This is a genomic window from Kitasatospora sp. MBT63, assembly GCF_000710465.2.
Classification (GTDB): Bacteria; Actinomycetota; Actinomycetes; order Streptomycetales; family Streptomycetaceae; genus Kitasatospora.
Genome location: NZ_JAIZ01000719.1, coordinates 22,406 through 34,731, shown reverse-complemented (window position 1 = coordinate 34,731; position 12,326 = coordinate 22,406). Strand labels below are relative to the sequence as shown.

The window sequence follows — 12,326 nt, the reverse complement described above, 5'->3', positions numbered from 1 at the left end:
GGCCGCCGCGGAACGCGCGCTGTCGCGGTCCGCCTCCAGCGCGGCGGCACGCTGACGCGGCGTTGCCCAGATCTCCGTCGCGCCGCGCAGCCGGTACGCGAGCAGGGCGGCCGGGCGCCGGATGTCCCGGGGCGCGTCCCTGAGGTTCAGCCAGGCCCGTACCTCGTCCGCACTCCAGCCCGCGTCCGCGGCGGACCGGGCGAGCCAGGCCACCCTGGCGACCGGGGCGCGGTGCAGCCACGGCACGATCCGGACCAGCTCGGCGGCCAGCGCGAAGCGGCGGCGGACGGTGTTCGGCCGGTGGCCGGCCTCCGGGTGCGCCGTCGAACCTTCCGCCGTGGTCACCCGATTCCCCTCGGAGGGGTGAGTAGTACGGTCCGCAGAGATCGTATGAGAAGTACCCACCCGCATTGGGGTGCAATGACGGCGTCCGGCCGGCCGCCCACGGCGCCGGGTACGGGCCGCCTTGCGGGACAGCGCGGCGATCCGCCGGCGGCCGTGCTCGGCGATGCCGACCAGGCGGCGGTGGGGCCCCGAACCGAGGGTCCGCAGGCCCAGGGCACGGTCGAAGGCGAGCGGGATGCAGCGGGCGAACTCCGAGGCCCGGCAGCCCAGTCCACGGATCCGGCCGCCCTTGACCAGGTAGGCGAGCAGGCCGCACTCGCGCAGCGCCGCCAGGTGGTACTGGACCATGCGCTCGCCCAGGGCGAGACGGCGCATCAGATAGGCGACGCCGGGCCTGCACGGCGTCAGATCCCTCAACAGGAGCGCCAGTCGGAGCGTCGTGGCGCCGAGGCGCGGGTGCAGGCGGGTCTCCAGGGCCCAGTGCACGGCCTGCATCCAGGAGTGTCCGTCGCGGCTGAGCCGGCCCGTGGTGGTCGACAGCCACTGGGCGGCGGGCGGTGCGAGCTGCGGCGCGTCGGTGAGCTCGGGGGCGCCGGCGGGAGCGGGTACGGCGGGTATCGCGGGTGCGGCAGGGGAGTGCGGGTGCATCGGCGGGTGGTCCATCTGTTCTGTCTGTTCGCTTCGCTCTGTTCGGTGTGCGGTTCGACCGGCCGTGCGCGGGGCTCGGCGGACAGCGAAAGGCCCCGGTGGGTGCACACCGGGGCCTTGGCGCGTCGGCCCGGGAAAGCCGGGCGGGGGCGGCTACTGCGAGGTCGTCGACGGGTGTCCGTCCGCCCGGGTGAGCCCGAGCTGTTCGCGGTACCACGGGGCGTGGCGGGCCAGGGAGTCGGCGAGCCCGGTACCTTCCGGGCAGCCGGACTCCCGCCACAGGCGGTCACTGGCGAACCAGTGGTCGGTGGAGAGCATGGCGAGGTGGTGCAGGAGGACGGGCTCCTCCGCGAGCCGTCTGCGGGCCTCGGCGGCCGGGATGTCCTCGGCGGCCGGCGGCAGGCCGACGGTCCGGACCAGGGCGTCGAACAGCTCGGCGCCGGTCACCGGGACGGGGTGGTTGGCGTGCCAGGCGCCCGGGAGCCCGGCCGGCGCGGTGGCGGCGGCGACCGCGACCCGGGCGAGGTCGGACACGTCGACCACCGACATCCGGGCCCGCCAGCCGTCGACGGACGCGGCCAGCCGCCCGTGGAGCCGGGCCAGCCCGGGGACCACCCAGCGGTCCCCCGTACCGAACACCAGGTGCGGGCGCAGGACCGTGCCACCGGCGTCGAGGACGATCCGTTCGGCGGCGGCGCGGCTGCGGCTGGCGGGAGATCCCGGCGCGACAGCCAGGCTCTCGGGCCCGGCGTCGCGGAAGGTGCCGCGGCCGTACACGGACGCCGTGCTGACCTGGACGAGGCGGCGCACGCCGTGCCGCTGCGCCGCCTCGACCAGGGCGCGGGTGCCGTGCTCGTTGACGGCCTCGACCGCCTCGGCGGGCCCGGCGATCCGGGCGGCGCAGTGCAGCACGATGTCGATGCCGTCGCAGATGCCGTCCAGGGTGGCCGGATCGGTGAGGTCGGCGCGGACGTGCGCGGCGCCGGAGTGTGCCGTACTGAGCGAGGATTGATGCTGCATCTGGGTCAGCCGGGCGCCGGGGACGGTGCGGGCGGCGGCGGCGACGTGCCGTCCGATGAAGCCGCCGGCGCCGGTGATCAGGATCCGGGGGGCGGTGCCGTGGGCGGGCGTCACCGGGTGGAGCCGGGGGTGCCGGTTCCGGGCGTGCCGGGGGCGCCGAGGACGCAGCTGAAGACCAGGGCGCCGTCCTGGAGTCCGGTGACCCGGACCGCGCGTTCGCCGGACCCGTTCGGGGCCAGCGGCTCGGCGTCGATCCAGCACGGGCGGTCGAGTTCGCAGTAGCGGTGGAACTCGCTCTTCATCCGGACCGGCAGAAACGGTTCTGCAGGGTCGATGGCCTGGGCGGCCTGGCGGGCCGCCTCGATCAGCACCATGCCCGGGACGTGGTCCACCGGGTGGTCGAACAGGATGGGGTGCTGGTCATCGGCGCACAGCTGCCAGCGCAGCGGCTCGGCGGTGGGGGAGAGGACCACGTCGCTCTCCAGGAACCTGCCGACCACGGCGGGCGCGAGGGCGGCCGGCAGCGGGCGCAGGGCCGTGGCGGTGCGGCGCTCGCCGCGCACCCGCCGGTAGACCTCCGGGCTGGTGCAGTCGAAGGCGGCGCCGCCGGAGGCGATGACCTGGCCGCCGGAGTAGAAGGTGACCTCGTAGCGCATGCCCACCAGGCGGCTGCCCCGGCGCCGGATGTCGGAGCAGATCACGTCCAGTTCGAGGTCGGCGGGCGCGGCGCCGACCGCGGCCCGGCCGGGCCGGACGCTGTGGTGCAGGCCCCACATCAGGAACTGGGCGCCCAGCGGGACGCCGAACTCGGCGTGCGCGAGCAGAGTACCGACCTGTCGGACTGTTTCGGCCGTGAGCAGCGGGTCGTAGTGCCGGCTGACCGGGGTGAAGTAGCTGTGCGCCCGCGGCCACTGGCCGGTCAGCGCGAACCGGTTGTCGGCGGTGCGGCTCCAGCCGGTCAGGAAGACCTCGGCCACGGCCGCCCGGTGCACCAGTTCCCTGGGAACAGTGCTGGTCAGGCGGTTTCCCTCGGCCGCCGGGCGGCGGCTCCCCGGTATGGCGCGCCGGGCGGGAACCGCGGTGGGCTGCATGATGTCGCGCGGAAGCGTTACAACAGACACGAATCCCCCATGAATGTCAGTGTCTTGGGGGCGGCAGCTCCACCCCTGTCGAGTAAGATACATACCAACCGGTTCTTTTGGTAGCCGGATGTGAAGGTCACTAGGCTGGCCGACCGGATCGCCCTCAGGGGGCGGATGTATGACAGGAGAGTCCCCATGGCAGTGAGGCAGGAGCGGGCCGTCCGCACCCGGAACGCGATCGTGCGCGCGGCCGCGTCGGTCTTCGACGAGTACGGCTTCGAGGCCGCCTCGGTCGCCGAGATCCTGGCCCGGGCGTCGGTCACCAAGGGGGCGATGTACTTCCACTTCACCTCCAAGGAGGACCTCGCCCGGGGCGTCCTGGCCGAGCAGACCATGCAGGTGGCGGTCCCGGAGTCGGGCTCCAAGGCGCAGGAGCTGGTCGACCTGACCATGCTGGTCGCCCACGGCCTGGTGCACGACCCGATCCTGCGTGCCGGCACCCGGCTCTCCCTGGACCAGGGCGCGGTGGACTTCTCGGACGCCAACCCGTTCGGCGCCTGGGGCGACATCTGTGCGCGGCTGCTGGCCGAGGGCAAGGAGCGCGGCGAAGTGCTCCCGCACGTCGACCCCAAGGAGACCGGCGACTTCATCGTGGGCTGCTTCACCGGTCTGCAGGCCGTCTCGCGGGTCATGTCGGACCGCCGGGACCTCGGCCGGCGGATCTCGGTGATGTGGAACCACGTCCTGCCCACGATCGTCGCGCCGTCCATGCTCACCTGGATCGACGTCAGCGAGGCGCGGATCGAGAAGGTGGCCGCCACGGCTGTGGCGGCGCAGCCCGCGGAGGCAGCCGCCCCGGACGTCGCCTAGGGCGCGTTTGCAAAGTCCGCCGGGGCCGCGACGCCGTGCATCCTCCCCCAGCCTTCGGCCGGGCGGTGCCCCCAGCTGAACGCACGCCCGAATCACCCAAGTACGACCCAGTACGAGGGCGATCCGGGCGCACGCCCAGCCGGGCGCCCAACGCCGCGGCCTCATCCGACGCGACTTTGCAAACGCGCCCTGGCTCGCGCCCCGAGTCGCGCTGCCGGCTCCCTTGACGGATCGCGTGCCTGGCCTCCCGAACGGGGCGCCCGGCACGTTTTTCGTGCCTGCTCCCGGGGTCGTGGGGTCCGGTCGGGAGGGGTGTGGCCGAAAAACAAGGCGAACGGTCTGCTTTGACTTGGCAAGCGGGTCCGGCGGTTTGTATCGTGGTGCCCGCCGGGCCCCGCGGTCTGCCCGGGGCGCCGGTCGGCTGCTCCGCTCAGGTGTGTGCGGGGCTGTCCCCGGGCGGCCGTACCGCGGTGCGCCGCCGCCCGGTTCCCCTCACGCTGCGCGGGGCGCACCGAGCCGCCCCGACTCCTGACGGCGCCGTGCGCGCGCCCGAAGGCCCATGCCAGGAGCTCTCTTGACGCCCAAACAGGAACGTGCCGTCCGCACCCGCAGCCGGCTGGTGCTCTCGGCGGCCGAGGCCTTCGACCGGCAGGGCTTCGCGGTGGCCTCGTTGACCGCGATCAGCCGCAGTGCCGGTGTCAGCAACGGCGCCCTGCACTTCCACTTCGAGAGCAAGGAGGCGCTCGCCGTCGCGGTCGAGACCGAGGCGGTGGGCCGGGTGCGGGCGGCGGTCGACGACTCCGCGCGGCCCGGGATCTCCGCCCTCCAGGTGCTGGTGGACGCCACGCACGTGCTCACGCAGCGGCTGCGGGAGGACGTCGTGGTGCGGGCCGGGTTCCGGCTGGGCGGTGATGCGGCCCGGGGGGTCGGGAGCGGTCTGCCGGTGCAGTGGCATCGGAGTGTCGTGCGGTTGGTGGATCGGGCCCGCCTCGACGGCTCGCTGACCTCGGCCGTGACGCCCTCCGATGCCGCCGCCGCGGTGGCCGCGGTCGTCCTCGGGTCCGAGGTGCTGGCCCGGTTCGACCCGGCGTGGCTCGGTCCGGACCTGGTCGCCGGGTTCTGGGACCTGCTGTTGCCGCGACTGGCCGCCGGCCCGGTGGAGCGCGGCCAACTGGACAGCGGACCGGCCGGGTTCGGCGGACCGCCGGCCTCCGCCCGGCCCTCGTGGGCCGGCTGACCGGAGGGCCGTCGCCCGCCCGCCACCGAGCTCCCGTGGGCCGTCCCGCGCCCCGCATCCGGCGTGGCCGGACGGCGTGTCGCGCAGTTCACTTGTACAACGTATAACTGTGCTCTACGCTGTAGAGCACATCCTCGCACTCGTCCTTTGGGGGCCCCTTGCACATCACACAGAGCGCGGCCGCCCCGGCCGTGGCCCGCAACCCGAGGCGCTGGGTGATCCTCGGCGTCATCTGCCTCGCGCAGCTCGTCGTCCTGCTGGACAACACGATCCTGAACCTCGCGATCCCCTCGCTCACCGAGGACCTCGGCGCCAGCACCGCCGACATCCAATGGATGATCAACGCCTATGCGCTGGTCCAGTCCGGACTGCTGCTCACCGCGGGCAGCCTCAGCGACCGCTACGGCCGCAAGCGGGCGCTGATCACCGGTCTGGTGCTGTTCGGGCTCGGCTCGCTGGCCGCCGCGTTCAGCCAGTCCTCCGGCCAGCTGATCGCCGCCCGCGCCGGGATGGGCATCGGCGGGGCCCTGCTGATGACCACCACACTGGCAGTGATCATGCAGGTCTTCGAGGGCGACGAACTGCCGAAGGCGATCGGCCTGTGGGGCGCCGTCAGTTCGCTCGGATTCGCCGGCGGCCCGCTGCTCGGCGGCGTCCTGCTCGCGCACTACTGGTGGGGCTCGATCTTCCTGATCAACGTGCCGGTCGCGGTGATCGGCGGGCTGGCGGTCGCCAGGCTGGTACCGGAGACCAAGAACCCGCTGGGCAAGCGGCCGGACCTGGTCGGCGCCGTGCTCTCCACCATCGGCATGGTCGGCGTGGTCTACGCGATCATCTCCGGCCCCGAGCACGGCTGGACCTCGGTCGGCGTGCTGGTACCGGCCGTGGTCGGACTGCTCGCGCTGACCGGGTTCGTCCGCTGGGAGCTGCACGTGCCGTTCCCGATGCTCGACATGGGCTTCTTCCGCAACCGGCGCTTCAACGGCGCGGTGGCCGGCGGCATCCTGGTCGCGTTCGGGATGGCGGGCTCGCTCTTCCTGCTGACCCAGCACCTGCAACTGGTGCTCGGCTACAGCCCGCTGGCCGCCGGCCTGCGGATGGCCCCGCTGGCCCTGACCATCGTGGCGCTCAACCTGCTGGGCGTCGGGGCGAAGGTGCTCCCCAAGCTGGGCTCCGCCGGGACCATCGCCGCCGGGATGACCCTGCTGGCCGGCGGCCTCGGCGCGGTCGCCACGGTGGGCGGCCGGGGCCACGGCTACGGCGGCATGCTGATCGGCCTGCTGCTGATGGGCTGCGGCATCGCGCTGGCGATGCCGGCCATGGCCAACGCCATCATGGGCGCCATCCCGCCGGAGAAGGCCGGCGTCGGGGCGGGCGTCCAGGGCACCATCACCGAGTTCGGCGGCGGCCTCGGCGTCGCGGTCCTCGGTGCGGTGCTCAACTCCCGGTTCGCCGCGCTGCTCCCCGCCGCCCTGGGCGCGGGCACGGCCGGCTCCCTGCACGAGGCGCTGGCCGCCGCCCCGACGGCGGAGCTCCAGGCCCGGGTCCGGGACGCGTTCGCGGACGGGGTCAGCGCCAGCCAGCTGATCGGCGCCGCCGCCGTCCTCGCCGGCGGTCTGGTCGCGGGCCTGCTGCTGCACCGGGCGGCCCTGGCCGAGGCGGCCGCCCAGGACGCCGACAACGGCCGCGAGCCGGCGGCAGCGTCCGCCTGATCCGTCACCGGCGGCCGGGTGCGGGGACTCCCGCACCCGGCCGCGTACCTTTGCTGCAGCACCTGCCGCCCGAGGACGACACCAGGAGGACGAACGTGGCCGCCAAGCGAGCCTCGCAACCGAGGAAGAGCGTATGGCTCACCCCGCGGCCGGCCCGCGGCCGCCGGGCCGCCGAGAGCGGGTCCGGCGCGGGCAACCTCGACCGGGAGAAGATCGTCGCCACCGCCGTGCGGCTGCTCGACGCGGAAGGTGACGCCCAGTTCTCCATGCGGCTGCTGGCCGCCGAACTGAACGTCACCCCGATGTCCGTCTACTGGTACGTCGCCAACAAGGACGACCTGATGGAGCTGGCCCTGGACGCGGTGGCCGGGGAGATAGACCTCCCCGACCTCACCGCCGGCCGGCCGTGGCAGAGCGACCTGCGGGCCCTGGCCGCCGCCTGGCGCCGCACCATGGTGGCCCACCCGTGGGCGATCCGCTCGTACGGCGAGTACCTCAACATCGGGCCGCAGAGCATGCGGTTCTCCGCCTGCGCCCAGACGGTGGTGGCCCGCTCCCCGCTGCCCGAGCAGGAGCGGCCCGCCGCGCTGTCGGCCGTCTTCCAGTACGTCTACGGCTTCACCTCGATGGAGAGCCGCTGGCTGGAGTACGGGCGGGAGTCGGGCCGTACCGCCGACGAGTTCCTGGAGGAGGTCGCCGGCAGCGTGGCCGAGGCGCCCGGCATCGAGGCCGGCGGCGGCATGATGGAGCGCCACTCCGGAGTCAGCATCGGCGAGCTGCGCGACCGTGACTTCGACCGCGCCCTCGACTGGCTGCTCGCCGGGATGTGCGCCGGCCTGACCGCCTAAGAGCTTGCCCGCCCGGGCGTCCGGCCGTCCGGGCGGTGCCGGTCAGCTGCCGGGGACACCGCCGATGCCCCACTGCCGGGGGGCGACGCCGGTGAGCGTCACCCAGGTCTGGGCCCGGATGGACTCGTCGAAGACGTCCACCACGGCCTGGGTGATCCGCTCGATGAGCTCCCGCTCACTCTGCTCGTCGAGCCGACGGTCGTAGATCTTCACATCGATGAACGGCACGGTGGGTGCGCCTCTCTGGTCGGACGGGGCTGGGGAAAGGGGACGTGGTGCGCGGTCAGCGCACGGCGAGCCGGCGGCCGCCGGTGCCGATCAGGGCTTCGCGGAGGGCGTGGCCGACCGAGTCGACCAGGTGGTCCACCTGGTCGTCGCTCAGGCCCGGATGGCAGGGCAGGTTGACCTGCTCGTCGAACCAGATCCGTTCGGCCTGCGGGCACTCGCCCGGCCCGTGGCCGCGCAGCCGCCACTCGGGCAGCAGGTGGAGCGGGAAGTAGCGCAGCTGGACCTCCACACCTCTGCGGTCCAGCGCCCGGACGAAGCCCTCCCGCGCCTCGCGTCCGGCCGTGAGGAAGAAGGTGTACAGGTGGTAGGCGTGGCTGCTGCCCTCGGGTACCTGCTGGACGCGGGTGCCGGGGAACTCGCGGACGGCGGCGTCCAGGCGGCCCGCGATCCAACGGCGGCGCTCGGTGAACCGCTCCAGCGCGTCCAGCTGCACCAGCCCGACGGCGGCGGCCGCCTCCGAGAGGGTAGCGTTGGTGCCCGCGCCGCGGATGCCGACGGCCGCCCGGCGGTACACGTCGGCGGAGAACCGCATCCACGGCAGCAGGGCCGGCTCCTCGCCGGCGCGGTCGGTGACCGGGACGAACACCCCGTCCACCTCGTTGCCGCGCAGGCGTTCGACCCGCTCGGCCCAGTCGGCCCGGTTCAGGGTGATCATCCCGCCCTCGCCGAGGGTGGTGATGTTCTTGGTGGAGTGGAAGCTGAAGCACCCGATGTCGCCCAGCGCACCGGGGCTGACGCCGCGGTGGGCGGCCCCGAGCGCGTGGGCGCAGTCCTCGACCACCACGATGCCGGAGCGCCGGGCCAGGGCCAGCACCCGGGTCATGTCGGCGGGCAGACCGCCGTAGTGCACCAGCAGGATCGCCCGGGTGCGGGGGGTGATCAGGCTCTCCAGCACCGCGGGGTCCATGTTCAGGGTGTCCGGGTCGACGTCGCAGAACCGGACCGTGACCTGGTGGTCCAGCAGCGGCTGCACGGTCGCCTGGAAGGTCTGCGGGGTGGCGATCACCTCGTCCCCGGGGGCGAGGTCGAGCAGCCGGACGGCCAGCTCCAGGGCGACCGTCCCGCTGGTCACCGAGAGGGCGTGCCGGGCGCCGGTCAGGTCGGCGAACCGCTGCTCGAAGCGTTCGCGCCACACGCCCGCCGACAGCGGGTCCGGTGAGTGCACCACGTCCGCCAGTGCCGCCAGGTCGGCCTGGCCGACGATGCTGCCGCGGCGCTGGAACGGCACCAGGTAGTGCGCTGCGCTGTTCATCGCACTCCTCCCTCAGCCCGCGTCCGCGGCTGCCGGACCGGCCTGCACCAGCTCGGCCGCCCGCGCGGCCAGGACCTTCTTGTCCACCTTGTTGAGGCCGGTCAGCGGGAAGCCGTCGACCACCTCCACCCGGTCCGGCAGCTTGAAGTCGGCCAGCCCGCGCGAGCGCAGCAGCCTGCGCAGCTGCGGCAGGGTCGGGGCCGGTCCACCGGCGGCGGGCACCACGAACGCGCAGGTCTTCTCGCCCAGCAGGGCGTCCGGCATCGCGACGACGGCCGCCTGCTGGACCGCCGGGTGGGCGGTCAGATGGCCCTCGACCTCGGTGGCGGAGACCTTGTCGCCGCCCCGGATCACCACGTCCTTGACCCGGCCCGCGACCACGATCCCGCCGTCCGCGGTCCGCCGGACCAGGTCGCCGCTGCGGTAGAAGCCGTCCTCGGTGAAGGCCGTGGCGTTGTGCTCCGGCGCCCGGTAGTACCCCCGCAGGGTGTACGGACCGCGGGTCAGCAGCTCGCCGACCTCCCCGTCCGGGACGTCCCGCCCGTCGGTGCCGACCACCCGGATCTCGTCGGCCGGGGAGACCGCGCGGCCCTGGGTGGTGAGCACGACCGGGCGCGGGTCGTCGAAACGGGTGAAGGTCAGCAGCCCCTCGGCCATGCCGAAGACCTGCTGCAGGCGGACCCCGAGCCCGGGTTCGATCCGGGCGGCCACCTCGTCGTGCAGCTTCGAGCTGCCGACCTGGAGGACGTCCAGGCTGGAGAGGTCGCTGCCGGTGCGCCCGGCGGCGTCGAGCCACAGGTGCACGATGGTCGGGATCACCGAGGTCATGGTGACCCGCTCGCGTTCGATCAGCGGGAAGCACACCTCGGGGGTGGGCTCCTCGGCGAACACCACCCGCCCGCCGGTGCCCAGCACCCCGATCACGCCGGGGCAGCCCCACGGGAAGTTGAACTCGACCGGCAGCACCGCCAGGTAGACCGTGTCCGCGTCGAGTCCGCAGAGGTCGGCGGTGATCCGGCTCTGGTAGGCGTAGTCGTCGTGGGTGCGCGGGATCATCTTCGGCAGTGCGGTGGTCCCGCCGGAGAGCAGGAAGAACGCGACGTCACCGGCGTCCGGCTCGGGGAGTGCGGCCGGGGCGCGCTCCAGGTCGGACAGGGCCGTGAAGCCGTCGCCGCCGGTGCCCGGGTCGCCCGCGACGAACACCTGGGCGATCCGCGGCACCTCGGCCCGCAGGTCCCGGGCCAGCTCCCGGTGGTCGAAGCCTCTGACCAGGTCCGGGACCACCAGGGCCACGGCGCCGGACAGTTCGGCCAGGTGCCGCAGCTCGTTGCCGCGGTAGGAGGGGAGCGCGAACACCGGCAGCGCACCCGCCCGGAACAGCGCGAAGCACACGGCCACGAACGCCGGGGTGTTCGGCAGCTGCACCAGGACCCGCTCCCGAGGGCCGATCCCGCGCTCGGCGAACCCGGCCGCCAGCCGGTCGCACCAGGCGTCCAGTTCGCGGTACGTCACCCGGACGCCGTCGGCGTCCACCAGGGCGACCCGGTCGCCGTACCGCTCGGCCCAGCCGCGCAGCAGCGACCCCAGGGTCTCGCCGCGCCAGTACCCGGCGGCGCGGTACCGCTCGGCCACCTCCGGCGGCCAGGGCACGCATCCATCCAGCATCGGTCGTCCTTCCGTCGGGCCCGGCAGGGTCCCCGGCGCCCTCGGTGCGGGCGCGGTGCGGGCGCCGGACAGTCTCGGCGGGCGCGTTGACAGCGGGCTGATCCAGCTGACGGGGGCACGGGGCGCCCCCGGGGCCCCGTCAGCCCCATCAGGCCCGTGTCAAGGCCGCTGACCACGCTGGTGCGCTCAGCCCCCGGCCGATCACGACGGCCGGCGATCGAACTCTGGGAGCGTCGGATGAAGACCTGGGTCCTGAGCGAACGTGACGTGGCACAGGTGGTGGAGAGAGTCGGCCGGGACGCGGTGATGGACCGCGTGATCGACCGCTTGGCCGAGGGCCTGGCCGAGGTCGGCAGAGGCCGGCGGGCGCTGTCGCCGCAGCGCGGCGGCTTCGTCCGCGCCGAGCCGGTCCCCGGGATCTGGGAGTGGATGCCGCACCGCGAGCCCGGCGACAGCATCACCCTGAAGACGGTCGGCTACAGCCCGGGCAACCCGGGCCGGTTCGGGCTGCCGACCATCCTGGGCACGGTCGCCCGCTTCGACGACACCACCGGGTCGCTGACCGCGCTGATCGACGGGGTGCTGCTCACCGCGATCCGTACCGGTGCGGCGTCCGCGGTGGCCAGCCGGCTGCTGGCCGCGCCGGACAGCCGGGTGGTCGGCCTGATCGGCGCGGGCGCCCAGGCCGTCACCCAACTGCACGCGCTCACCAGGGTGTTCCCCGTCGAGCGGGTGCTGGTGCACGACACCGATCCGGTGCACGCCGCGAGCCTCGCCGACCGGGTCGCCTTCCTCGGCCTCGACGTCCGGGTGGCCGTGCCCGAGCTGATCGCCGCGTCGGCCGACATCATCTGCACGGCGACGACCGTCGCGGTGGACGGCCCCCCGGTGCTGCCCGCGCACGCCGCCACCCGCCCGCACCTGCACGTCAACGCCATCGGCGCCGACCTGGTCGGCAAGACCGAGCTGCCGGTGGACCTGCTGCGGCGCGCCTACGTCAGCCCCGACCACCCGGAGCAGGCCCGCCACGAGGGCGAGTGCCAGCGGCTGGCGGAGGACGAGATCGGGCTCAGCCTCGGCGAGCTTTGCGCGGACCCCTCGCTCGCCCGCGACCTGCGCGGCCGGCCGACCGTCTTCGACTCGACCGGCTTCGCCCTGGAGGACCACCTGGCGATGGAGGTCCTGCTGGAGATGGCCGCCGAACACGACCTGGGCCTGCGGCTGCAGATCGAACACCACCCCGCCGACGCCCTCGACCCCTACGCGCTGACCCCCGCCGCCGTAGCCGCCGACCACACCTGACCGGGCGCGGGCGGGCCGCCCGCCCCGGGCGACCCGCACCCTTGCCGCGCCGAAGGA

At 74.1% G+C, this 12,326-nt stretch carries 11 protein-coding genes; 5 read left to right on the top strand and 6 right to left on the bottom strand.

The window, feature by feature from the left end; genetic code table 11:
* The 3 genes from AA75_RS37445 to AA75_RS37435 all read right to left on the bottom strand — a co-directional run.
* On the bottom strand, nucleotides 1-1,008 hold a 1,008-nt coding region (locus tag AA75_RS37445; RefSeq protein ID WP_055731261.1), incomplete at its 3' end, for a hypothetical protein.
* Between the two features lie 138 nt (nucleotides 1,009-1,146).
* Nucleotides 1,147-2,127, bottom strand: a complete 981-nt coding sequence (locus tag AA75_RS37440) for an NAD(P)-dependent oxidoreductase (protein ID WP_063794520.1) — start codon at nucleotides 2,125-2,127, stop codon at nucleotides 1,147-1,149.
* On the bottom strand, nucleotides 2,124-3,104 hold the full coding sequence (locus AA75_RS37435; protein ID WP_082527122.1) for a ScbA/BarX family gamma-butyrolactone biosynthesis protein: 981 nt from the start codon (nucleotides 3,102-3,104) through the stop codon (nucleotides 2,124-2,126). Before AA75_RS37435 ends, AA75_RS37440 begins: the two co-directional genes overlap by 4 nt.
* 186 nt (nucleotides 3,105-3,290) lie before the next feature.
* On the opposite strand from AA75_RS37435, the gene AA75_RS37430 reads away from it, so the two are divergent.
* The 4 genes from AA75_RS37430 (at nucleotide 3,291) to AA75_RS37415 (ending at nucleotide 7,762) form a co-directional block, all read left to right on the top strand.
* Nucleotides 3,291-3,965, top strand: a complete 675-nt coding sequence (locus tag AA75_RS37430; protein ID WP_033824885.1) for a ScbR family autoregulator-binding transcription factor — start codon at nucleotides 3,291-3,293, stop codon at nucleotides 3,963-3,965.
* A 574-nt stretch (nucleotides 3,966-4,539) separates the two neighbouring features.
* The gene (locus AA75_RS37425) at nucleotides 4,540-5,202 is read left to right on the top strand and encodes a ScbR family autoregulator-binding transcription factor (protein WP_051814096.1); all 663 of its coding nucleotides are present in this window, start codon (nucleotides 4,540-4,542) and stop codon (nucleotides 5,200-5,202) included.
* A 164-nt stretch (nucleotides 5,203-5,366) separates the two neighbouring features.
* Nucleotides 5,367-6,914: an MFS transporter gene (locus AA75_RS37420; protein ID WP_051814099.1), complete on the top strand. Its 1,548-nt coding sequence runs from the start codon at nucleotides 5,367-5,369 to the stop codon at nucleotides 6,912-6,914.
* 95 nt (nucleotides 6,915-7,009) lie between these two features.
* Nucleotides 7,010-7,762: a TetR/AcrR family transcriptional regulator gene (locus tag AA75_RS37415; protein WP_033824883.1), complete on the top strand. Its 753-nt coding sequence runs from the start codon at nucleotides 7,010-7,012 to the stop codon at nucleotides 7,760-7,762.
* Between the two features lie 42 nt (nucleotides 7,763-7,804).
* On the opposite strand, the gene AA75_RS37410 is transcribed toward AA75_RS37415, so the two are convergent.
* The 3 genes from AA75_RS37410 to AA75_RS37400 are packed head-to-tail and all read right to left on the bottom strand — an operon-like array spanning nucleotide 7,805 to nucleotide 10,967.
* Nucleotides 7,805-7,990 (bottom strand): tautomerase family protein, encoded by a 186-nt coding sequence (locus tag AA75_RS37410; RefSeq protein WP_033824882.1) that lies wholly within the window; start codon nucleotides 7,988-7,990, stop codon nucleotides 7,805-7,807.
* A gap of 55 nt (nucleotides 7,991-8,045) precedes the next feature.
* Complete coding sequence (locus tag AA75_RS37405) at nucleotides 8,046-9,302, bottom strand: DegT/DnrJ/EryC1/StrS aminotransferase family protein (RefSeq protein WP_033824881.1); 1,257 nt, start codon at nucleotides 9,300-9,302, stop codon at nucleotides 8,046-8,048.
* A gap of 12 nt (nucleotides 9,303-9,314) precedes the next feature.
* Nucleotides 9,315-10,967: a (2,3-dihydroxybenzoyl)adenylate synthase gene (locus AA75_RS37400; protein ID WP_033824880.1), complete on the bottom strand. Its 1,653-nt coding sequence runs from the start codon at nucleotides 10,965-10,967 to the stop codon at nucleotides 9,315-9,317.
* Between the two features lie 237 nt (nucleotides 10,968-11,204).
* Between AA75_RS37400 and AA75_RS37395 the strand changes: the two genes are divergently transcribed.
* Nucleotides 11,205-12,269: an ornithine cyclodeaminase family protein gene (locus tag AA75_RS37395; RefSeq protein ID WP_033824879.1), complete on the top strand. Its 1,065-nt coding sequence runs from the start codon at nucleotides 11,205-11,207 to the stop codon at nucleotides 12,267-12,269.
* The last annotated feature ends 57 nt before the right edge of the window (nucleotides 12,270-12,326 follow it).

Coding starts and splice junctions, on each gene's coding strand:
- AA75_RS37435 (WP_082527122.1), bottom strand. CDS start 3,104: ATGCAGCCCACCGCGGTTCCCGCCCGGCGCGCCATACCGGGGAGCCGC.
- AA75_RS37430 (WP_033824885.1), top strand. CDS start 3,291: ATGGCAGTGAGGCAGGAGCGGGCCGTCCGCACCCGGAACGCGATCGTG.
- AA75_RS37405 (WP_033824881.1), bottom strand. CDS start 9,302: ATGAACAGCGCAGCGCACTACCTGGTGCCGTTCCAGCGCCGCGGCAGC.
- AA75_RS37400 (WP_033824880.1), bottom strand. CDS start 10,967: ATGCTGGATGGATGCGTGCCCTGGCCGCCGGAGGTGGCCGAGCGGTAC.
- AA75_RS37395 (WP_033824879.1), top strand. CDS start 11,205: ATGAAGACCTGGGTCCTGAGCGAACGTGACGTGGCACAGGTGGTGGAG.